The organism is Streptomyces rubradiris, assembly GCF_016860525.1.
Lineage (GTDB): Bacteria > Actinomycetota > Actinomycetes > Streptomycetales > Streptomycetaceae > Streptomyces > Streptomyces rubradiris.
In genome coordinates this window covers 4,469,703-4,490,971 of record NZ_BNEA01000015.1, presented here as the reverse complement: position 1 = coordinate 4,490,971, position 21,269 = coordinate 4,469,703, and the positions used below count along the sequence as shown (strand labels likewise).

The following is a 21,269-nucleotide window of genomic DNA, read 5'->3' as shown; positions in this document are numbered from 1 at the left end:
CCAGGGGGCGCACGTGTGATGTGACGGCCCCCGAGATCCCCGGACGACCACGCACGAGAGGGAACCCACAATGCGGGACGCGTACCACGAGGAACTGGACTCGATCGGCGACGGACTGGTGGAGATGGCCCGGCTGGTCGGGTCGGCCATCGGACGCGCCACGACCGCGATGCTCGACGCGGACCTGAAGCTGGCCGAGAGCGTGATCGAGGGCGACCAGAAGGTGGACGAGCTCCAGCACGACCTGGAGGCCCGGGCGATAGCCCTGCTGGCCCGGCAGCAGCCGGTGGCCACGGACCTGCGGATAGTCGTCACGTCGCTGCGGATGTCCGCCGACCTGGAACGCTCCGGCGACCTCGCCCAGCACGTGGCGAAGCTGGCGCGGCTGCGGTTCCCCGACCGGGCGGTCCCGCACGACCTGCACGCCACCATCCTGGAGATGGGCCAGCTCGCGCAGCGCCTGATGGCGAAGGCGGCGGAGGTGATCGTGACGAAGGACGTCGACCTCGCCCTCCAGCTGGAGCAGGACGACGACGAGATGGACCTGCTGCACCGCACCCTCTTCCAGCACCTCATCGACGACCGCTGGAAGCACGGCATCGAGACGGCGGTCGACGTCACGCTGCTGGGCCGCTACTACGAGCGGTACGCCGACCACGCGGTGGCCGTGGCGAAGCGGGTGGTGTACCTGGTGACCGGGGAGCACGCGGACGAGCTTCAGTCGGACATCCAGGCGGTTACGGGGGTGGAGGGGGCGTAGCCCTCCGGGGGTTCCGCAGGGGTTTGGGGCTGCGGTTTCTTCCAGTGCCTCAGCGTTGCCTGCCGCCGGCCCCTGGCAGCCGGCGGGCTAAGGCGGTCGGCGGGCTGAGGCGGTCGGCGGGCTGGGGTGGCCGGCGGGCTGGGGTGGCCGAACGCCTCCGTGCGCCGTTGATGCGCCCGGCCGAATGGGCATGAAATGGGCGAGGGCATCCCTGCCCCGAGGTATTAGGAGGGGACCCATGGCCGAATCCCTTGGCAGCACCACGCCCGACCCCACGCAGGAGCGCGAGACCGAGCAGCCCGCCGAGATCAGGAGCCTTCCGCTGGTCGCCGCGTGCGGCTGCGGCTCGGGCTGCGGCTGTGGGTGCCAGTCGGGCAACCCCTGCCAGTGCGGCTGAACGACGACCGGGGCCGGCGCGAACACGCTTCGCGCCGGCCCTCCGCCGCTCCGGGTGCCCTCACCGCCGGCGGGGCGGAGCATGGAGATGCGGGGAGCGTCCGGCCGGAAGGAGGCGCGGGATCATGGCCAGGTTCATGGACATCCACCGCGGCATGCAGGGCATCACGGCCGACCAGTTGATGGCGGCGCACCAGGCCGACCTCGCCATCGAGCAGGAGGAGTCGGTCCACTTCGAACACGCCTGGGCGGACCCGGAGTCGGGCACGGTCTACTGCCTCTCCGAGGCCCCGTCGGCCGAGGCGGTCCAACGCGTCCACGAACGCGCGGGGCACCGGGCGGACGAGGTACACCCGGTCCCGCTCCAGGTCTGACCCCGGCGTCTTACCGATCGGGGGTGCATGCCTCGGCGATCGACAAACTGTTCTCATAGAGGTGGTGCCGGACGATCCGCCCGCCCTCGACGGTGAGCCGCAACGCGAACGGCCCCTCGAAGGACTTGCCCGTGGCGCGTACGGTCCCCGACACATGCCCCATCAGCACGGCGTCGGCCCCGTCGACGAGGAAGGCGTCCACGGAGGCACGCGCGTCCTCAGGCACGGTGTGCTCCGCCAACTCCGTGAACTGGGCGGCGCATTCGGCACCGGTGGACCGCGGCCGGATCCAGGGAACGACCGGGTTCTCGGCGAGCAGCCAGTCGACTTCGTCGGCGAAGATCTCCACGAGCCGCTTGGTGTCTCCGGCGAGGCGGGCGGCGAGGAAGTCTTGGACTATGGCGCGGGTGGCCTCGGCGCTGACCTCTGAACCCATGTTGATGCCGCTGGACTTGTTGAACACGAAGCTCTCCTCACGACTGCGGGGCCGGCACCCGACGGGGGGTTCCTGCCGATGGGCTCGACCCTGCCAGGGATGGGGCGGGCGGTCGATTACCCAGGAGGTAATGAGCGGCCGTGGAGGCCCTCAGTCGGTGGAGGCGGCGGGACGCACGGACCCGGGGACCGGCTTCACCGATTGCCTTACTGCGCGCGGGGAATCAGTATCCGGGTGCTCGCCATGGTGTACCACTCCGCCAACGCCACTCTCACTGTGTGGGCGTTCACGCTGTCGGTCCTGATCGTGTTGGCAGTGGTCTGGTACGTCCGTCATCGGGGATAGGCGTGTGGCTCTGGCGCCCCTCCCGTACGCTGCGGTTGGCGGCTCGCGGATCGCGGGCACATGGTCAGGGGGGAACATGGAGGAGCAGCTCCGAAAGCTCGTCGCCCGCTACGGTGACTGCGAGCAGCAGCCCGTGCGCTTCCGTCCGGGAACGTGGCGCCCGCGGCTGGAGCAGCATGGAGCGACCCACGTGCTCGACGCAGGCGTCGAATGCGCCGGCGGGACGAGCGGTGACCGGCTCATCAGCCGGGGCGACCTGGCCCGCCTCCGTGACCGTGTTGACGACGATCCGGAAAGCCTGCGCGACCTGTTCGTGGCCGTCATGATCTGGGGCTCGGGCACCACCAACGGGCGTGGGCCGCGGTACACCGAAGCGGCCCTGTCCGACCCGAACCGGACCGCTGTCCTGCGGACCACGCGTGAAGCGGTGCGGGCAGGCGACCTGAAGGGGGCCTACGCGAAGTTCGCCCTCAAGGGAGTGGGACGGTCGTTCTTCACCAAGTGGTTCGCCGCCGTGGACGACCGCGAAGCCCCGTGCGAGCGGGCCCTGATCCTCGACGACCGGGTCTTCCGCTCGCTGAACGCCCTCGGCTGGACCAGTTGGAAAGCGGCCGGCACACGCCACTGGCCCACCCGGTACGCCACCTACGTCAGCACCATGCACGACTGGGCCGCGTCCACCGGAGTCACGGCCGACTGGCTCGAGTGGCTCCTCTTCCATCTGAACGGCCACGTGGACGCGACCTGAGCGCCCCGACCGCAGCGGTGCTCAGCGTCCGGTATCAGCGGAACAGTTCCGGGACCGGGCACACCTCGAAGGGCTCGTCCAGGCGGTCGGCCCAACGCCACCAGGTATGCCCGCCGGCACACCCCCACAGCGTCCGGCAGGCCCGCCGGCCGTCCTCTTCCCGCCGAGAAAGTACGAAGCCGCCGGACTTCATGGTCAGGCCGCATTCGGGGCAGGCCGGGGCATCGGTCACGCGGCGGACCCTACCGGAGCGCCCTCTTCGTCCTGAAGCGGCCTCGCGGCAATCGTGCGCTCTCGGGCGGCTCTCTCAGGAGCCGAGCACGCCCAGCGCCTTCTGTCTGAGGTCGAGACAAGCCGGGCGGCTCCACTGTCCGGTGGAAAGAAGCACCCATCTTGGTCTTGGCGTACAGCCACACTTGGGCGATCCATTGGGACAAGGGGATCCAGCCTGGGGTTCGCCGCCGACGGTTGCGACCGCTCTGCCCCCGCCCACCGCCTCACGCATGACGGCCTGAGTAGGCTTGATCGCGAACCGTGACCCCGGACCTCTCAACCGGACGCTGGAGTGACAGTGGCCAACCCCTTTGCGCCGCCGCCAGAGCCCCCTGCTCAGCCGTTATGGTCGCCGCTGGACGAGTACCTTTGGCACTCCTGTGACATCCTCGCCGACATCCTCGAAGGGCAGGTGGCCCGGCGACCAGTTGTGGCCACAACGGCACGACTCCATCATGGCGATCGGGCCCTCGCTGTTGGACCTGGGCAACGTATGACCTGGCGAGCCCTCGGCGATGGACGCTACCGACGCAACGATGTCTTCGCGTTCGGCAACCCCGGAGTGGTGATCGGCACCCTTGCGGCCAATGCGATCGGCAATGCCGCTCGCCGCCGTCAAGCAGAACGTGACGCTCAGCCCCGGTGGGTAGCGGAAGCGACAGGCGAAGTCACCCTCACCCTGCAGAAACTGCACTTCGCGCATCCGGTGTATGAACTCGACCTCGCGTGGGGAGGGCTGAGCACCATCGACCTCGTAGCTGTTGATGTCTTCCAGACGAGTTTCGTCGACACGCGTGGGGATCACGGAACAGTTCGCGTCCAGACACCGTGGGCGTCGCTGGCCTTCGCCCTTGCCGCGATCACAGCCTTTCCTGCCCATCCGCGCCTGCTCGGTCGCGGCTGGCTGCCCCCGGACTTCGAGCAACGATGTGCGCGCGCAGGCCGTCCATGTCGTCCGGCAGCACAGCTCGCGCTTCGAGGAAACGGCTCATAGCCCCACCCTGACGCTTCGCGGTACGCACGCTTCGTACCCTCCAGCCAGGAACACACCCTCAAGGCCGTGACCGGTGTCTTCGACAGAGCCAAGCCCGGTACGTTCCGCGCCCGACGGCCCACTCCAAGAGAACAGCCCCCTCCCCGCAGACAAACCGCAGACAGGGGGCCCGCTACAGCTCCGCTTACTTCTTCTTGCCCTGGGTGTTGCCGGGGATCTTGGCGAGCTGGGTTTTTGCTGGTCAGGGGCGGTGGAGTCGTACGCCTGGTGGTCGTCGTTGGTCGTCCTTGGCCCCTGTCGAGCGGCCTCGGACGGCCCAGGGACGGCCCAGCTTCGCCGCACTCGCCTGACGGCCGGCGCCCTCGACGCGCCAGCCCGAACCTCAGCCGACGACAGCCCGCCACGACGGCGAGTGCGCCGACCGACCACGCACGCGTGTGCCTCGTTGTACCCCCGCCGGCCTCAGCCACGCTGCCTGTTTCGACGGCCAGCGCCTGACGGCCGCAACCGGCCGAGCCCTCAGCTTGGGAAGCTGCGATCGTTAACGGCCGGTTTGGTCGCTGCCCTCGGCGAACGGCCGATCCGTGTCTTCGTCGGGCTCGGCTTCCTTCCCCGTGATTCCCCGCTGTTCCCCGCTCGATCTGGTGCGTTGTGGTGCGGAGCCAGCGACAACCCGGGGCCGCGAGCCGACCTGGCGTCCAACGCGAGGGCTGGCCTAGTGCTGGCCGCAGTCCGTGACCCCGCCCGCCCCATGGTTACCGGCGCCATCTTGCTCGATGGCTTCGCACGCACTCCAGCCGAATTTGGTGCCTCGAGTCCAGACGGAGGGGGCCCACTTCTGTCTCACCTGCCATCACTACGAGGTCGTCCCGTAGATAGATGGCCCCAGCGTCAAAGAGGACATGGCAATTGGGGCAAAGGCACAAGATGTTTCCAACGATGTCAGCTCCGTTGTGCGGCGCCCCCAAGGCCTGGATATGCGCCGCCTCACTGTACGTTCCCCCTGGGACGACGAGACGCGTTCCACAAACTTGACATTGATCGAGATGCCACGTTTTAACTTGCCGGGCCACGCCAGTATTTCGTACGACCCGTTGGGTGGCTACGAGATCCCGAGGGCTCAAGTCCTCGGCTGAGGTCGGAGAGTTGTCTTCTCGGTTGGAGTCAGCTATCTTCTCGGCCTGATTCTTAGCCTCGAGGCGGAACTGCCATACCCGAAAACCGTCGACACCCATCTTGCTTCCGAAACTGCTAACATTGAAAAGACCATCATATCGGTAGCCCTCGGCAGGGGCATATGGGGAACGTGATTGAGCTCCGCGAACTACTCGGACCGGAAAACCTTCCAGGTAGCTCGTGACCAGGGCTGCATTACCCGGATCTGTGAGGCTTTGCTCTGCCACCTGCTTTTGTGTTTCGGGGTCGCGACCACCATGTCCGGTATAGATGATCACAGCTCCGTAGTCTTCGTCGTCCTTGTATCCGCCTGACACGACGATGGACTCTGCCCCTGTCTGCTTGGTGCCGCAGATGCCTGCCTGCAGCGGCCGATGCACGCCAGCATCGTGCAACGCGCGCCGGCTGGGGAAGGTCTGCCCCACAGTGATGTCAGGAAGCTCACCAATCATCCCCTCATGATGCCAGCCATCATTAGGATGGTCTACAGAGCTGATTAATGCCTGAAATCGTCTCAGTTATGCAGTATGGAACAAACTGTCCATATTTCACCTCGCCGCAGTGTTGCTGGAGTACAAAGCCTCATGACCTCCTCGTTTCTCGCCGCCTTTGAAGGCCTTTGGCGCCGTCCCGCTAGCGACTATGAAGCGGGTGTAAGGAGCTACATGGTGGTGGTGGATACAAACGTTCTGTTGGAGCTGTACAGATTTACGCCTGACGCCCGGGAGGAACTCCTTCAGGCGCTTCGACGAGTTGGCGATCGACTTTGGATTCCCCACCAGGTAGCGGCGGAATATTACAATCGAAGGGTGGATGCGGTTAAGGATCACCTCGCACTCTACGCTTCGGTTCCTAAGTCATTGGACGACCATAAAGCAAAAGTTCTCCAAGAGCTTTACGCCTTCGCTAAAAGGTGCTCGATGGCGACAGAGGATAAGCGCGCCCTTGTTGAACCTATCCAAGAGGTATTCACGCGCGTAAAGGCTGAGGTGGTGAAGCATGCGGAATCGTTCGATCTCACTCTAGAGGGAGTAATCTCTGGCGACCCCGTCCTGTCTGAACTTGCCGAGATTTTGGATGGTAAGACCGGACAGGGTTTCAATGATGACGAGACTCGTGCCTTGATAGAGGAGTACGAGAGGAGAGCGCAAGATGAACGCCCGCCCGGTTACAAGGATTCCAACAAGAAGGATAATGCGCACGGTGATTACTTCGTGTGGGAGCAAGTGCTGCGTCGTGCCGAGGAGCTGAGTTCGCCGATACTGCTGGTGACAAACGACGTAAAAGAGGACTGGGTCAGGAAGGAGGCCGGCCTAATCGTCGGCGCACGCCCTGAGCTCGTCGCTGAAATGAAGGAAAGATGCGGAGTCGACTTCCTAATCCTTCAGTTGGGCGCCTTTCTTCAAGTGGCGAGAAAGGAGCTTGGCGCATCTGTCAGCGCATCGACGGTTGCGCAGGCTGAAAATCTCGCCGCAAGTGTCGATCGTCCATTGGTGCTACCAGAGGCCGAATATGAAGATCTCATGTTCGCTCTGACTGTACATCGGGATCATGCCATGGCGCAGCTTGAGCGAGCTCGTGATTCTCTCGAGCTTCATCCTGATGATGAAACATTCCAAGCGGACCGCGAATTTGCCCAGGCCGACGTAGTGCGTGTTAGGAAGTTGATTCACAGACTAAAGCAGAATTCTCAGCGAAAAGTGATGAACGGGCAACCCGTGTATTGGGTTGATGGGCCTCTCGTTAGGCGTGCCAGACAAGTCGCTTTGGAAGGCGGGGCGGGGGCAGCGAAGGCGCGCAGGCTCGTGCGCGCGGCAGAGGCTGGTGAGATCGCCAGAGGTGGACAAGGGCTAAAAAACGGCTTGGCGACCCTACGATCGCTGTACGAGGAGGCACGAACAGAGGAGGCGACTTGGGCGCAGCTACTCGAACAGGCGGAGAGTCGTCAAGAAACAAACTTCAGCGAAGCCGAAATCCGTCAGAATCTTCAGAGGGCGCGAGATGAAGGGCAGGCGCTCGAGTTGAGGCTGAAAAGGCTTCGAAATACAGGGCACTATGAGAACGATTGAGGCTGGGCAGGCATGACCTGCAGGTGCCTCTCCTGGGCTCGCTCCGGCGCGCAGTGGCTCTAACTAGGTCCCCAAACCGCGCCGCCGCCGGATCAAGCCCTGGTCGGTCGTCGAGGCGGGCCGGTTCCTCGCCGACTGCGCCGCGCGGGACGATCACCTCTTCGCGGCCTGGATGCTCGTACTCTGCCTCGGCCTGCGCCGGGGGGGTCCTGGGACTCACCTTGAAGTCGGTGGACTTCGACGCAGGTGAAATCTACGTGGATCACCAGATCCAGCGGGCCGGGCGGCAGATCCTCCACCGGGAAACCAAGACCGAGGAGTCAGACGACTTCCTTCCACTCCCGGCGCTGTGCCTCAAGGCCCTCCGCATGCGGCGGGCTCAGCAGACCGGGGACCGGAAGGCGGCCGGTGAGCTGTGGCAGGACACGCACGGGCTGGTCTTCACCACGAAGTACGGCACTCCGATCGAGCCGGGGAACCTCACCCGGATGTTCGCGCTGCGGGCTCGTCGCGCCGGCGTCCGCGTCATCCCGCTCCGGAACACCCGGCACACGTGCAGTTCGCTCCTGGTCGCGCTCAAGGTCCACCCGAAGGTCGCCCAGCGGATCCTCCGGCACTCCCAGATCGCCATGACGATGGAGGTCTACGCCGAAGCCAGCGAGGAAGAGGTGCGAGCCGCGCTCGGCAAGCTGTCCAGTGCCATGGGCGGCGCCGGCTGACGCGGTTGCTGTACTTCGCTGCTGTATGCCCCTGAAACGCAAGAGGCCCCGGAGTAATCCGGGGCCTCTCATCTGTGTGCACTCGGCAGGATTCGAACCTGCAACCTTCTGATCCGTAGCTCTACAGAGGTCGGTCAGCAGGGGTCATACAGGGCACCGTGCGACTCCTGGGAGTGGCTGTCGGTCATGGGCGGTTGCTGGGGTTGCTGCACTACGTTGCTGTACCGCTGGCCGTAACGTCCGGACGGCCCAGAGACGGCCCATGAGCGATCACACTACCCGTGCTCATGGCGGGCTGACACCGAGGTCCCGCGCCGGAAGTGGCATCTACACTGTGACGCAAAGAGGACCCACCGTATCAAAGAAACTGGCTAAGCTAGCGGGATCAGATACCTAGGGGTGAAATGAGCGCGGACGAGCCGCCGCCTTTCGCAGAGCTTCACGCGGGGATTACAGCCAAGGATCTACAGAGGCAAAATCTGCACCCGTCGAACACAACGAGTTTTCCAAGATTCACGGCCTCGACGGGCAAGATATCCGTGTATTTACCAACGCGGTAGTCCCTTACCCTCCCTCTCTTGAGGTCGCCGACCATCTAAAGTCACTCAGTAAGCCCACCGAGGGGCACCCACTACTCTTTCCAAGGATTGTAGTCAATCTGGCAGTAGTTAGGGCGCCTATGGTCTGCGCCTTTGAGGACAACGGAAACAGTGAACTGATTGCTTTGCCCTGGGTGAGGATTGGCCATTTAGAGCCTACGGAGGGCGGCGAAGAAGGACGGCACTTGAACGGCGCAGTTCGCTACTTCGACGTCGCACACGAGTCATTTCTTGCAAGATACCTTGAACCCCTATCTCGGGACGCCGACGAAGTCGCGCAGAGGATGCACCAACATTCGCGAGAGGTAGCAAGTGGATTGGCTTTCTCCAGTCTAGAGGAAGGGCATCAGTCGCTAACGCCACTTCCCGAGCACTACCATCAGTACCTCGATAAACCCTGCACAATAACGTTCCATCGCCACGTCCGGTCCTTTGGGATATCTGTCGATACATCTGGCGGTGAAATATCGGACCCGAGCGCTCCGAGCGTGATTGGCTGGATAGACGGGTACGACTGGCTCCACCAGACAGGCCAGGAGCCACATCAAGGCGAAGCGTGACCACTTACAACGCCTAACACAATGAGAATGAGGTGGTCTGGCGCTGGTGGCCGTGTCCGGGGTGCGAGTTGAGCGTTCGGCTTGGTGTGGGGACGTCGCCGTGGATCGTGTCGGATGAGCTGTGGGATCGCCTGGAGCCGCTGCTGCCGCAGCGCGAACGGCGCTTCCGGTACCCGGGCCGCAAGGCCTTACCGGACCGGGAGGTGCTGTGCGGGATCCTCTACGTGCTGCACACCGGGATCCAGTGGGAGTACCTCCCGAAGGAGCTGGGATGTGGCTCGGGGATGACCTGCTGGCGTCGCCTTCGGGACTGGAACGAGGCCGGCGTGTGGCAACGGCTCCACGAGGTCCTGCTGGCCGAACTGAACGCAGCCTCGCGGCTGGACTGGTCCCGCTGCGCGGTCGACTCCTCCCACGTCAGAGCGCTAAAAGGGGGAGCCGCACGGGCCCCTCGCCGGTCGACCGAGGCCGGACAGGCTCGAAACACCATTCGATCACCGACGGGTACGGCACCCCGCTCGCGGTCCTGCTGACCGGCGGCAACCGCAACGACGTCACCCAGCTCCTGCCCCTGCTCGATGCAATCCCGCCGGTCCGTGGCCGGGTCGGCCGTCCGCGCCGCAGACCCGACTCGCTCTTCGCGGACCGCGGCTACGACCACGACATCTATCGCGACCAGGTCCGCGCCCGCGGCATCGTGCCGGCCATCGCCCGCCGCGGGACACGACACGGCACCGGCCTGGGTGCCTACCGCTTGGTGATCGAAAGAAACTTCGCGTGGTTGCACGGCTTCCGGCGCCTGCAGATCCGATGGGAACACCGGACCGACATCCACGAAGCGTTCCTCAAACTCGCCTGCTGCCTGATCGCCCACCGCCAACTGGGCTCATTGCGTTAGCCGTTGTTAGATGGAGTCGCAGCTCCGGTTGCACGCCTACCCCTACCTGGGGTCGCGACCGCTCGGCTCCTTCCAGCCCGCTCACATCCGCGATTGGGTGCGGCAGCTCCAGGAGAACGGCGTCCGTGGCTCGTATGCCCGGACCATCTACTCCAACGTGCGTGCCGCCCTGAGCGCGGCCGTGGACGACGGGCACCTTGCCCGGAACCCGTGCGCCGCTCGCTCCGTCCGTCCACCGACTGTAAACAACAAGCGCGTCGTGCCCTGGACGCCGGAACGGGTCTTCGCCGTCCGGGCCGGCATGCCCGAGCGCTACCAAGCCATGGTCGACCTGGGCGGCGGCTGCGGGCTAAGGCGAGATCCTGGGCATGGCTGTCGACGCGATCGACTTCGAGTCGGACACCCTCCACATGGTCCAGCAGCTCAAGCTGAGCCGCAGCAAGCCGGTCTTCGCCCCGCCGAAGGGCGGCAAGCTCCGGGACGTACCGCTCCCCGGCCCGGTCGCTGACGCCCTCCGCGCCCACATGAAGCGGTTCCCGCCGGTCGAGATCACCTTGCCGTGGAAGGTGGCGGACGGGCCTCCAGTGACCAAGCGGCTGATCTTCACCGGGCTGCGCGGCGGGCACGTCTGGCGCACGTCGCTCAACGAGGAGGTGTGGAAGCGGGCCCTTGCCTCGGCTGGCGTGATCCCCGAGCGGAAGCCGGGCGGGTCGTACGCCGAGTCCCGGGAGAACGGCATGCGCGCCCTCCGCCACTTCTACGCTTCGGTGCTCCTGGACGCCAGGGAGAACATCAAGGCCCTGGCCGAGTACCTCGGCCACTCGGATCCGGGCCTGACCCTCCGCGTGTACGCGCATCTCATGCCGTCGAGCCAGGAACGCACACGAAATGCCGTGACCCAATTCTTCAACGCGCAGCAAAATTGCAATCTCGCAGATCCGACATGCATTTGATGACTGCAAAATTGCACATCGCCAGCATTTCAAATGCGCGACCAAATGCTGCGCTCGGGTTTTGCGTCGCGGCATTTGGGTGACAAATGAAATCAGGCGGCGAACTTTCGCGACCGACCTACTGGCACACCCCCCACCTGTGTGCATGCGCCACACCAGCAAGATCGAGAGCGCTCCACGAAGCCTCGGCACTACGCCAGCCAGTCATCCCAAGCTAAGTCAACTACCCAACATCACTAGGCCCAACCTGGAGATTTGCGGACGGCAGATAAAGCCAAATAAAGTCATTCCGAAATGTAGGGCCGCTCCCCGGCAGGAGCGGCCCTGTCTCCAATGCAGGTAGCGCGTACCAACACCTGGAGGACACCCATGCTCGCACGCCCGGGGCTCACCATCCACATCTCCGCCTATCCGCTGCCGATGCCCTTGATCGGCAGCGTGATCGCGATGCTGCCCATCTGGCTCGACGTTCCACAGAAAGCTGCTGTGCTCGTCGGCTTCCTCATCGCGTTCCGCTTGCACACGCGCCTGACGCGTCGGCCCACTCAAGCCTGACGGCCCAGGGGCGGCCCAGCCCCACCAAGAAGCCCCCGCCCCGCGAGGATTTTCGCAGGTCGGGGGCTTGATGGTGTGGTGTTACTTCTTCTTGCCCTGGTTCTTGACCGCCTCGATGGCTGCTGCCGCTGCCTCGGGGTCCAGGTACTTGCCGCCGGGGGTGACCGGCTTGAAGTCGGTGTCCAGGTCGTAGACCAGGGGGATGCCCGTCGGGATGTTCAGGCCCGCGATGTCGGCGTCGGAGATGCCGTCCAGGTGCTTGACCAGGGCGCGCAGGCTGTTGCCGTGGGCGGCGACCAGGACCGTGCGGCCGGTCAGGAGGTCGGGGACGATGGCGTCGTACCAGTAGGGGAGCATCCGGATGACGACGTCCTTCAGGCACTCCGTGCGCGGGCGCAGCTCCGGCGGGATCGTCGCGTAGCGCGCGTCGTGGGCCTGGGAGAACTCGGAGTCGTCCGACAGCGGCGGGGGCGGGGTGTCGTAGGAGCGGCGCCAGAGCATGAACTGCTCCTCGCCGAACTCGGCGAGCGTCGCCGCCTTGTCCTTGCCCTGCAGGGCGCCGTAGTGGCGCTCGTTCAGGCGCCAGGAGCGGTGGACCGGGATCCAGTGGCGGTCCGCGGCCTCCAGCGCCAGCTGGGCCGTGCGGATCGCGCGCTTCTGGAGGGACGTGTGGACCACGTCGGGCAGGAGACCGGCGTCCTTCAGAAGCTCGCCGCCGCGGACTGCCTCCTTCTCGCCCTTCTCGTTCAGGTTCACGTCCACCCAGCCGGTGAACAGGTTCTTCGCGTTCCACTCGCTCTCGCCGTGGCGGAGGAGGATCAGCTTGTACGGTGCGTCGGCCATGGTCCTGAGCCTACCTAAGGAAAATACGGGATGAGACGCGGACGGGCGCCGGACGGGCATCGGCGACCCCGCTTGATTGGCATGCTCCGCTAAATGAGTGGCGGGGCTCGGCGGCACATTTGTAAGGTGTCCTCTCCGGTTGAGCCGCTTACCGCCGTGGGAGAACCTCGATGTCACCAGCCCGTGTCAGACGTGCCGTCCGGGAGTCCGTCTCCGGGCTGCCGCGCGAGTTCTGGTGGCTGTGGACGAGTACGCTCGTCAACCGGCTCGGCGCCTTCGTCGCCACCTTCATGGCGCTCTACCTCACCCTCGACCGCGGCTACTCCGCCTCGTACGCCGGTCTCGTCGCCTCCCTGCACGGGCTCGGCGGGGTCGTCTCCTCGCTGGCCGGCGGCGTGATGGCGGACCGGCTCGGCCGGCGGCCCACGCTGCTGATCGCGCAGAGCGCCACCGCCGCCTCCGTCGCGCTGCTCGGATTCATGACCGACCCGGTGGCCATCGCCGCTGTCGCCTTCCTCGTCGGCATGGCCTCCAACGCCTCCCGGCCCGCCGTGCAGGCGATGATGGCCGACATCGTGCGCCCCGAGGACCGGGTGCGCGCGTTCTCCCTCAACTACTGGGCGATCAACCTCGGGTTCGCCGTCTCCTCCATGGCGGCCGGGTTCATCGCCGAGTTCAGCTATCTCGCCGGGTTCCTGATCGAGGCCGGGATGACCCTGGCCTGCGCGATCGTCGTCTTCGCGAAGGTCCCCGAGTCGCGGCCCGCGCCCACGGCCCGGCAGGCGGGGGCGGAGGTCGGCCTCGGCACGGTGCTGCGCGACGGGCGGTACATGGCCGTCGTCGGGCTGTCCTTCCTCGTCGCCCTCGTCTTCCAGCAGGGCTCGGTCGGGCTTCCCGTGGCCATGGGGCGGGCCGGGTTCTCCCCCGCCGACTACGGCCTGGCCATCGCCGTCAACGGCATCCTGATCGTCGCCCTCCAGATCCCCGTCACCCGGTTCATCGAGCACCGCGACCCGCGCACCCTGCTCGTCGTCTCCTCGGTCCTCGCCGGGTACGGCTTCGGGCTGACCGGCTTCGCCGGGTCGGTCGGTGTCTTCATGCTGACCGTCTGCGTGTGGACCCTGGCCGAGATCGTCAACGCCCCGACCCAGACCGGCCTCGTGGTCCGGCTCTCACCGGTGCACGGCCGGGGGCGCTACCAGGGCGTGTACACCCTGTCCTGGTCCCTCGCCGCGCTGGTCGCCCCGCTGATGTCGGGCGCGGTCATCGACCGGCTCGGCGCGGGCTGGCTGTGGGGCCTGTGCGCGGTGGTGGGGACGGCTGCCGGTCTGGGGTACGGCGTGCTGATGCGCCGGCTGCCGCCGGAGGAGCCCGCCGGCGCTGCGGCTCCGGCACCGGCCGACAAGGGGGCGGGAGCGGGTGCGGGGACTGAAGTGCCTGCCGCCTGAGCCGCCCCGGCCTCCGCCTGCGAGGGGTGGGGCGGATGGTCGTACCGCCCGGACCCACCCCCGCTTCACGGCCGGTGCCCGTACCCGCTCGGACCCGCCCGGCCTCCCATGAGACCCACGTCACACCCACCCATGTCACATCCCCGCCCCCGCGTCCGTCAGTGAGGTGGAAGCAGCCACTACCCACCAGGAGGACACCATGGACGCTCGCCTCAACCTCTTCGCCAACCCGGTCATCGGCAAGGTCATCCGGCACTTCAACGCCGCCGGGCAGGCGCTCGCGGAGTCCTCGCTGCCGGCCGCCACGCAGGAGCTGGTGAAGATCCGCGCCAGCCAGATCAACGGCTGCGGGTTCTGCACCGACATGCACACCAAGGACGCGGCGGCGGCCGGGGAGAACGCCACCCGGCTGCACCTGGTCGCGGTCTGGCGGGAGGCCACCGTCTTCACCGAGGCCGAGCGGGCCGCGCTGGAGCTGGCCGAGCAGGGCACCCGGATCGCCGACGGCTCCGGCGGGGTCCCGGACGAGGTGTGGGCGAACGCCGCCCGGCACTACGACGAGGAGCAGCTCGGCGCCCTGGTCGCGCTCATCGCCCTGATCAACGCCTACAACCGCGCGAACGTCATCGTCCAGCAGCCCGCCGGCGACTACGTGCCCGGCATGTTCGGCTGAGCACGCTCACGGGTGCGTGCGTCCACGCATCACTCGGCCGGGGCACCTCACGGGTGCATCCGCGCGCCCTTCAGGACCTTGTCCACGGCGTTCTTCGGGCCGTACACCGCCAGTCCCACCAGGTCCAGGTCGTCCGTCGGGACGGCCCGGACCGCCGCGCGGTTGTCGCGGTCGTTGCCCGTGGCGAACAGGTCCGAGGTGAAGACCGCGCGCGGCAGGGCGCGGCTCAGCGCCCTGCCGTGGGCCGCCTTCAGGGTCTCCTTCGCGCCCTCGAAGACCAGCACGGGCTGGCGGAACATCGGCAGGTACGGCACGGCGTCCGCGTCCTCGTAGGGCTCCCCGATCACCTCGGGCGACGCGGTGCCCAGGCCGCTGACCAGGAAGGCGGTGACGTTCAGGCGCTGCCAGGGCTCCAGGTCCTCGCGCAGCAGCACGGCGATCTTCGTGTCGAAGCGGATGGGTTCGGTGTTCATGGACCGAGACTCGCCTCCGCAGCGTAGCCGGGTCTTGTACGTTTTTTGCATGGCCGCCGGGCAGGAACTCGTCACCGCGTGGCGCCCCGTGGTGCCGGGCGTCACCGAGGTCTTCCACGCCCGCTTCACCGAGTACGCCTACCCGATGCACGTCCACGACGCCTGGACGCTGCTGATCGTGGACGACGGGGCCGTACGGTACGACCTCGACCGGCACGAGCACGGCACCCCGCACGACACCGTGACGCTGCTGCCGCCGCACGTGCCGCACAACGGCTCCCCCGCCACACCGGGGGGTTTCCGCAAGCGGGTCGTGTACCTCGACGCCGGCCGGCTCGGGGAGGAGCTGATCGGTCCGGCCGTGGACTCCCCCGACCTGCGCGACCCCGCGCTCCGGGTACGGGTCGCCCGGCTGCACTCCGCCCTCGCCCGGCCCGGTGACGAACTGGAGGCGGAGAGCAGGCTGACGCTGGTCGCGGAGCGGCTGCGGCACCATCTGCGGCCGCGCGCCGGAGCGCCGCGCCGGTTCCGTGACCCGGTACTCGCGCGCCGGCTGCGGGAGTTGCTGGACGCCCGGGTCGTCCCCGGTCTCTCCCTGGAGGAGGCCGCGCGGGCGCTGCACGCCCATCCGGCCCATCTGGTACGGGCGTTCAGCGGTGCGTACGGCATCGCGCCGCACCAGTACCTGATGTCCCTGCGGGTCGGACGGGCCCGGCGGCTGCTGCTCGACGGGGTGCCGCCGGGCGAGGTCGCGTCGGCCACCGGGTTCTACGACCAGGCCCATCTCACCCGGCACTTCCGGAAGTTGGTCGGCGTCACCCCGGGGCGCTACCGGAACAGCGCCCGCTGATCCGCGGGGACGTGCGGCGGTGTGCGAGGGTTCGGCGGAAGCCTCCCGTCCGCCGATCAGCGCTGGTTAGCCTCCCCGCATGACTGACACACCAGAAGCACAGGACACACAGACCTCCGGCGAATCCCCGGCCTCCGCCCGCGCGTTGCGGCTCAGACGCGTGCCGCTCGCCGTCGCGGGTGCCGCGGCCCTGGTCACCCTCGGCGTCGGCGTGGCGCTCGCGGCCCCTTCGGACGAGACCCCCCGCCAGGGGCGCGGTGTCGCGGCCACCGTTCCGCCGGACGGGGACACCGGGGGCACGTCCGTCGGCGTCACGTCCTCCGGCGGTACGTCCGACGGCACGGCCACCGGGGGTACCTCGACCGACGGCGGCCTGTTCTACGGCGGAACGTCCGACGGTGGGAGCACGTCCGGCGGCATCCCCGAGGACGGAACCGTCACCGGCTCCGGCAGTACCGTCGGCGGGGGCAGCGGCGACACGGGTGCCGTCGGCGGTTCCGAACCGGGCCCGGACGACCCCGGCCCCACGGACGAGCCCACCGGGACGGCGAGCCTGGAGGAGCTGAACCGGCGCATCACGGAGCTGGACAAGAAGGTCGATCAGCTGCCGACCAAGAAGGAACTGGCCGACGCGCTACGGGCGTTCGCCGACGAACTCGACCACGGCGGCGCGACCCCGACCCCCACGCCCGACCCGTCCTGAGCCCCCGGGCCGCCCCGTCAGTCCTCCGGGCGTTCGATCAGGTGGGCGAACGCCGCCAGGTTCCTGGTGGACTCGCCACGGGACACCCGCCAGGCGTACTCCTTGCGGATCGAGGAGGCGAAGCCCAGCTCCAGCAGGGTGTTGAAGGCGCCGTCGGCCGCTTCCAGGACCTGGCCGAGGAGGCGGTCGACCTCGTCCGGGGTGACGGAGGCGAGCGGGAGGCGGGCGGTGACATAGATGTCGCCGAGGCGGTCGACGGCGTAACTCACGCCGTAGAGCTTGAGGTTGCGCTCCAGCAGCCAGCGGTGGACGCCGGGCTCGTTCTCGTCGGGGTGGCGGATGACGAAGGCGTTCAGCGACAGGGAGTGGCGGCCGACGAGGAAGGAGACGGTCGTGGACAGCTTGCGGGTGCCGGGGAGCCGGACGACGTAGTTCCCGGGCCCGGGGCTCTCCCACTCCAGCTCCGCGTCCTTGAAGACGCCCTCCAGGACCTGCCCGGCCTTCTCGACATCAGCCATGGTGGGAGCGTACGCGACGGCGGTGCGACTGGGTCGCCGCCGTGTAGACGTCGGCGGTGGCGGCGGCGGCCGTGTCCCAGCCGAAGGACTGGGCGTGCCGGGCGGCGGCCCGGCCCATGCGCTCGGTGAGGTCGGGGTGGTCGGCGAAGCGGCCCAGCACCCGCGCGTAGTCGGCCGGATCGTGGCCCTGGACGAGGAAGCCGGTCTCACCGTCGCGCACGGCCACCGGCAGACCGCCGACCGCGGCCGCGAGCACCGGGGTGCCGGCGGCCTGCGCCTCGATGGCGACCAGCCCGAAGGACTCGCTGTGCGACGGCATGACCAGCACGGACGCGGCCCGGAACCAGTCGGCCAGCTGCTCCTGCCCGACCGGCGGCCGGAACCGCACCACGTCCGCGATGCCCAGCCGGGCCGCGAGCTTCTGCAGCCCCTCGGGTTTGGCGAGCCCGCTGCCGCTGGGGCCGCCGACGACCGGGACGACCAGCCGGGAGCGCAGCTCGGGGCGGTGCTCCAGCAGCACGGCCGCGGCACGCAGCAGCACGTCCGGTGCCTTCAGCGGCTGTATGCGGCCCGCGAAGAGCGGGATCAGGGCGTCCTGGGGCAGTCCGAGGCGGGCGCGGGCGGCGGCGCGGCCGTCGGCGACGCGGAAGCGGCCGAGGTTGACGCCGGGGTGGACCACGGCGACCTTCGCCGGGTCGGCCGCGTAGTGCCGGACCAGTTCGTCGGCCTCCTCGTCGGTGTTGGCTATGAGCCGGTCGGCGGCGCCCACGATCTGGGTCTCGCCGATCACGCGGGCGGCGGGCTCGGGGGTGTCGCCCTCGGCCAGGTTGGCGTTCTTGACCTTGGCCATGGTGTGCATGGCGTGCACCAGGGGCACGCCCCAGCGTTGGGCGGCGAGCCAGCCGACGTGCCCGGAGAGCCAGTAGTGGGAGTGGACGAGGTCGTAGTGGCCGGGGCGGTGACCGGCCCACGCCTGCATCACGCCGTGGGTGAAGGCGCACAGCTGGGCCGGCAGGTCCTCCTTGGCCAGGCCCTCGTAGGGGCCCGCGTCGACGTGCCGGACGAGGACGCCGGGGGCCAGCTCGACGGCGGGGGGCAGGCCGCCGGTCGTGGCCCGGGTGAAGATCTCGACCTCGATGTCGATCTCGGCGAGCCGCTGGGCCAGCTCCACGATGTAGACGTTCATGCCGCCCGCGTCGCCGGTGCCGGGCTGGTGGAGCGGTGAGGTGTGCACGGAGAGCATGGCGACCCGTCGGGGTCTGCGGTACAGCCGGAGCCGGGAGGCCGACGGGGAGCGTCGCCCGAGCCTGCTGACGTACTGGCTCACGTGGCGGACCTCCTTGATGCGGGCATGCCGTAGGAGGGCCCACCGGCGCCCTCCCCAGGACTCCAACAGCGGGCAGGTGCCCTGCCATTTCCCGATCAAGCAGCTTTGCCTAATCATTACCTTTTATCGATCGTACGTTCGATACGCCGTCGGCACTCGCGTCGCATTCCGGCCGCAGGCGGGCCGCGGCCGGTCGCGCGGTTCCCCGCGCCCCTTCGGGAGCGCGGGCCCCTTACCCTCGTACGCATGAGAGCCCCCGCAGCGCCCCGACCCGTAGGCACGGTGACGCGCGGGACCACCAACCCCAACCGGCTGCGCCGCATGGACCGCTGGATCGCGGCCGCGCACGGCGCCGCGCTGCGCCGCGCGAGCGACCCCGTGGCCGTCGACCTGGGCTACGGCGCCGCGCCCTGGACCGCCGTGGAGTTGCTGACCCGGCTGCGCGCGGCGGCGCCCCGCACCCGCGTGGTCGGCGTGGAGATCGATCCCGTCCGGGTCGCGGCGGCGCGGCCGTACGAGCGCGAGGGCCTGGTCTTCCGGCACGGCGGCTTCGAGGTGCCGGTGCCCGGACGGCCCGCGCTGATCCGGGCCGCGAACGTACTGCGCCAGTACGACGAGGCCGAGGTCGCGCCGGTGTGGCGGCAGCTGTGCGCGCGGCTCGCCCCGGGCGGACTGCTGGTGGAGGGCACCTGCGACGAGATCGGCCGCCGGCACGTGTGGGTGGCGCTCGGTCCCGAGGGCCCCCGCACGGTCACCTTCGCCACCCGGCTGGGCTCCCTGGAGCGCCCCTCCGACCTCGCCGAGCGGCTGCCGAAGGCGCTGATCCACCGCAATGTCCCGGGCGAGCCGGTACACGCCTTCCTGCGCGACTTCGACCGCGCCTGGGCCGCTGCCGCGCCCTACGCCTCCTACGGCGCCCGTCAGCGCTGGATGCGCACGGTGCGGGACCTGACCGCCGACTGGCCGGTGACGGACACCCCGGCCCGCTGGCGGCAGGGCGAAGTCACCGTGGCCTGGGCCGCGTTGGCGCCGGTGGGCTGACCGCCGGCCGGGCCGGACACACGTGCGGGGGAACGCTTCCCGCGTCCCGTTCGTCACACCGGCGAGGTGATCGCCGTACCCGACGGGCCGCCGGGGGGCATCCGGTGTCCGACGGCCTCTGTCGCTTTGCGCGCGACCGTGGCACGATCCCTCAGACGACCGTAAGTTACTGACGGTAAATCAGTTTGGGGGAAACAGGTATGGGTTCGGGCAAGCGCGGCCTGCTCACGGCCGCCCTGACCGTGGTCTGCGCGGTGACCGTCCTCGCGGCACCCGGCACGGCGTTCGCGGCCCCCGCACCCATACCCACGCCCTCACCGGCCCGGACTCCCCTGCCGGACAAGGACCTTGAGGAGGTCCGCGCCAAGCTCGACAAGCTCTACCACGACGCGTCCGTGGCCACCGACGCCTACAACGCGGCCGAGGAGAAGGCGGAGAAGCAGTCCGCCGAGATCGTGGAGCTGGCCCGGAAGATCGACCAGGGCCAGCAGCGGCTGGACGGGCTGAAGGACCGGGCGGGCGCGGCGGCCCGCGACCAGTACCGCACGGGCGGCCTCTCCTCCACCGCCCAGTTCCTGCTCACCGACGACCCCGGCCGGTTCCTCGACGGCGCCGGCCGGGTGCTCCAGGGCCAGCGCGCGGCGACCGGGCTGATGGCCGAGATGACCCGCACCCAGAAGGAGTTGCGGGCCTACGCCGACGACGCCTCCGCGCAGTGGAAGCGGCTGGAGGTCAACCGCAAGGCCAAGGCCGCCGCCAAGAAGAAGATCGAGCAGCAGATCGACGCGGCGGAGAAGCTCCAGTCCCGGCTGGAGAAGGAGGAGAAGGAGCGCCTCGCCGAGCTGGAGCGCGAGGCCGCGCAGAAGGCGCAGACCGCCTGGCTGGACACCGGCGTCCTCCAGGACGCCCACGACCAGGCCTCCGCGCCGGGCGAGAAGGCCGTGAAGTACGCCACCGAGCAGCTCGGCAAGCCGTACGTGTGGGGCGCCGAGGGACCGGACTCCTTCGACTGCTCCGGCCTGACCTCCCAGGCCTGGGCCGCGGCCGGACACCCCGTACCGCGCACCTCACAGGAGCAGTGGCGGCGGCTGCCGCACGTGGAGACCGAGGACATGCGCCCCGGCGACCTCGTCATCTACTTCGACGACGCCAGCCACGTCGGGCTGTACATCGGTGACGGCAGGATCATCCACGCCCCGCGCCCCGGCCGTACGGTGACGGAGGCGGGCGCCGGTTCCATGCCGATCCTGGGCGTCGTACGACCGGACGCGTGACGGACGCCGCACCCGCGCCCGCCCCGGTGACCTGGATCACGTGACCCACCGCACGGCCAACTCCCGCCTGACGTGAGCTTCGTCATCCCCGAGGGCCCGCCGGCGTGTCCAACTGCGGTACGGAACGCGGCATATGACGGCGGCGGGCGACGGAGCGACCCGGCTCACACCATTCCGCCGGGGCGGTCCCAGCCGCTATGGTCACCGGTCGGTGGGTCGAGACCCTCGATGCCGCCGTGCCCTCGGGGGGAGGGAAGGAACCCA

General features: G+C 68.3%; 20 protein-coding genes and 3 pseudogenes. 16 read left to right on the top strand and 7 right to left on the bottom strand.

What is annotated here, in order from left to right; all coding sequences use genetic code 11:
* The first annotated feature begins 70 nt into the window (after positions 1-70).
* The 3 genes from phoU (at position 71) to Srubr_RS33190 (ending at position 1,530) form a co-directional block, all read left to right on the top strand.
* Positions 71-760, top strand: coding sequence for a phosphate signaling complex protein PhoU (gene phoU / locus Srubr_RS33200; protein WP_189992546.1), 690 nt, complete (start codon positions 71-73; stop codon positions 758-760).
* A gap of 238 nt (positions 761-998) precedes the next feature.
* Positions 999-1,157 carry a hypothetical protein gene (locus tag Srubr_RS33195; protein WP_167346036.1) on the top strand — a complete coding sequence of 53 codons (159 nt, stop codon included), beginning with the start codon at positions 999-1,001 and terminating at the stop codon, positions 1,155-1,157.
* A gap of 124 nt (positions 1,158-1,281) precedes the next feature.
* Positions 1,282-1,530, top strand: coding sequence for an SCO4226 family nickel-binding protein (locus Srubr_RS33190; protein WP_189992548.1), 249 nt, complete (start codon positions 1,282-1,284; stop codon positions 1,528-1,530).
* Between the two features lie 10 nt (positions 1,531-1,540).
* On the opposite strand, the gene Srubr_RS33185 is transcribed toward Srubr_RS33190, so the two are convergent.
* Positions 1,541-1,966, bottom strand: a complete 426-nt coding sequence (locus Srubr_RS33185) for a nuclear transport factor 2 family protein (RefSeq protein ID WP_189992802.1) — start codon at positions 1,964-1,966, stop codon at positions 1,541-1,543.
* Between the two features lie 421 nt (positions 1,967-2,387).
* Between Srubr_RS33185 and Srubr_RS33180 the strand changes: the two genes are divergently transcribed.
* Positions 2,388-3,059, top strand: a complete 672-nt coding sequence (locus tag Srubr_RS33180) for an 8-oxoguanine DNA glycosylase OGG fold protein (RefSeq protein ID WP_189992550.1) — start codon at positions 2,388-2,390, stop codon at positions 3,057-3,059.
* Between the two features lie 34 nt (positions 3,060-3,093).
* Here the strand turns inward: Srubr_RS33180 and Srubr_RS33175 are convergent, their stop codons facing one another.
* On the bottom strand, positions 3,094-3,291 hold the full coding sequence (locus Srubr_RS33175; RefSeq protein ID WP_189992818.1) for a dehydrogenase: 198 nt from the start codon (positions 3,289-3,291) through the stop codon (positions 3,094-3,096).
* Positions 3,292-3,825: 534 nt separating this feature from the next.
* Between Srubr_RS33175 and Srubr_RS41120 the strand changes: the two genes are divergently transcribed.
* A complete protein-coding gene (locus tag Srubr_RS41120; RefSeq protein WP_229926571.1) occupies positions 3,826-4,326 on the top strand; it encodes a hypothetical protein in 501 nt (166 codons plus the stop codon).
* A 755-nt stretch (positions 4,327-5,081) separates the two neighbouring features.
* Here Srubr_RS41120 and Srubr_RS33165 read toward each other — a convergent pair.
* Positions 5,082-5,954, bottom strand: coding sequence for a YDG/SRA domain-containing protein (locus Srubr_RS33165; RefSeq protein WP_189992552.1), 873 nt, complete (start codon positions 5,952-5,954; stop codon positions 5,082-5,084).
* Between the two features lie 75 nt (positions 5,955-6,029).
* On the opposite strand from Srubr_RS33165, the gene Srubr_RS33160 reads away from it, so the two are divergent.
* From Srubr_RS33160 to Srubr_RS33140, 5 genes and pseudogenes are all read left to right on the top strand, one after another.
* Positions 6,030-7,571, top strand: coding sequence for a PIN domain-containing protein (locus Srubr_RS33160; protein WP_189992560.1), 1,542 nt, complete (start codon positions 6,030-6,032; stop codon positions 7,569-7,571).
* 67 nt (positions 7,572-7,638) lie between these two features.
* A pseudogene (locus tag Srubr_RS33155) lies at positions 7,639-8,290 on the top strand (site-specific integrase); the annotation flags it as partial.
* A 1,191-nt stretch (positions 8,291-9,481) separates the two neighbouring features.
* Positions 9,482-10,347 (top strand): annotated as a pseudogene (locus tag Srubr_RS33150) (IS5 family transposase).
* A 10-nt stretch (positions 10,348-10,357) separates the two neighbouring features.
* Positions 10,358-11,300, top strand: a pseudogene (locus Srubr_RS33145) (tyrosine-type recombinase/integrase); the annotation flags it as partial.
* Between the two features lie 369 nt (positions 11,301-11,669).
* The gene (locus Srubr_RS33140) at positions 11,670-11,855 is read left to right on the top strand and encodes a hypothetical protein (RefSeq protein ID WP_189992563.1); all 186 of its coding nucleotides are present in this window, start codon (positions 11,670-11,672) and stop codon (positions 11,853-11,855) included.
* Positions 11,856-11,936: 81 nt separating this feature from the next.
* Here Srubr_RS33140 and Srubr_RS33135 read toward each other — a convergent pair whose 3' ends face one another.
* Entirely contained in the window at positions 11,937-12,698 is a 762-nt protein-coding gene (locus Srubr_RS33135; protein WP_189992565.1) for a phosphoglyceromutase, read from the bottom strand.
* Between the two features lie 170 nt (positions 12,699-12,868).
* Between Srubr_RS33135 and Srubr_RS33130 the strand changes: the two genes are divergently transcribed.
* Together Srubr_RS33130 and Srubr_RS33125 are read left to right on the top strand one after the other, a co-directional pair.
* On the top strand, positions 12,869-14,146 hold the full coding sequence (locus Srubr_RS33130) for an MDR family MFS transporter (RefSeq protein WP_189992567.1): 1,278 nt from the start codon (positions 12,869-12,871) through the stop codon (positions 14,144-14,146).
* A gap of 199 nt (positions 14,147-14,345) precedes the next feature.
* Positions 14,346-14,819 carry a carboxymuconolactone decarboxylase family protein gene (locus Srubr_RS33125; RefSeq protein WP_189992569.1) on the top strand — a complete coding sequence of 158 codons (474 nt, stop codon included), beginning with the start codon at positions 14,346-14,348 and terminating at the stop codon, positions 14,817-14,819.
* Between the two features lie 47 nt (positions 14,820-14,866).
* Here the strand turns inward: Srubr_RS33125 and Srubr_RS33120 are convergent, their stop codons facing one another.
* Positions 14,867-15,292 (bottom strand): DUF2000 domain-containing protein, encoded by a 426-nt coding sequence (locus tag Srubr_RS33120; RefSeq protein ID WP_189992571.1) that lies wholly within the window; start codon positions 15,290-15,292, stop codon positions 14,867-14,869.
* A 49-nt stretch (positions 15,293-15,341) separates the two neighbouring features.
* On the opposite strand from Srubr_RS33120, the gene Srubr_RS33115 reads away from it, so the two are divergent.
* Both Srubr_RS33115 and Srubr_RS33110 read left to right on the top strand, forming a co-directional pair.
* On the top strand, positions 15,342-16,142 hold the full coding sequence (locus tag Srubr_RS33115; RefSeq protein WP_189992573.1) for a helix-turn-helix transcriptional regulator: 801 nt from the start codon (positions 15,342-15,344) through the stop codon (positions 16,140-16,142).
* A gap of 79 nt (positions 16,143-16,221) precedes the next feature.
* Positions 16,222-16,845, top strand: a complete 624-nt coding sequence (locus Srubr_RS33110; protein WP_229926572.1) for a hypothetical protein — start codon at positions 16,222-16,224, stop codon at positions 16,843-16,845.
* A 17-nt stretch (positions 16,846-16,862) separates the two neighbouring features.
* Here Srubr_RS33110 and Srubr_RS33105 read toward each other — a convergent pair whose 3' ends face one another.
* Both Srubr_RS33105 and mshA read right to left on the bottom strand, forming a co-directional pair.
* On the bottom strand, positions 16,863-17,363 hold the full coding sequence (locus Srubr_RS33105) for a type III secretion system chaperone family protein (protein ID WP_189992575.1): 501 nt from the start codon (positions 17,361-17,363) through the stop codon (positions 16,863-16,865).
* Entirely contained in the window at positions 17,356-18,690 is a 1,335-nt protein-coding gene (mshA, locus tag Srubr_RS33100) for a D-inositol-3-phosphate glycosyltransferase (RefSeq protein WP_189992577.1), read from the bottom strand. Before mshA ends, Srubr_RS33105 begins: the two co-directional genes overlap by 8 nt.
* A gap of 246 nt (positions 18,691-18,936) precedes the next feature.
* Between mshA and Srubr_RS33095 the strand changes: the two genes are divergently transcribed.
* Together Srubr_RS33095 and Srubr_RS33090 are read left to right on the top strand one after the other, a co-directional pair.
* Positions 18,937-19,731, top strand: a complete 795-nt coding sequence (locus tag Srubr_RS33095; protein WP_189992579.1) for a class I SAM-dependent methyltransferase — start codon at positions 18,937-18,939, stop codon at positions 19,729-19,731.
* Positions 19,732-19,931: 200 nt separating this feature from the next.
* Entirely contained in the window at positions 19,932-21,005 is a 1,074-nt protein-coding gene (locus Srubr_RS33090; protein ID WP_189992581.1) for a C40 family peptidase, read from the top strand.
* The last annotated feature ends 264 nt before the right edge of the window (positions 21,006-21,269 follow it).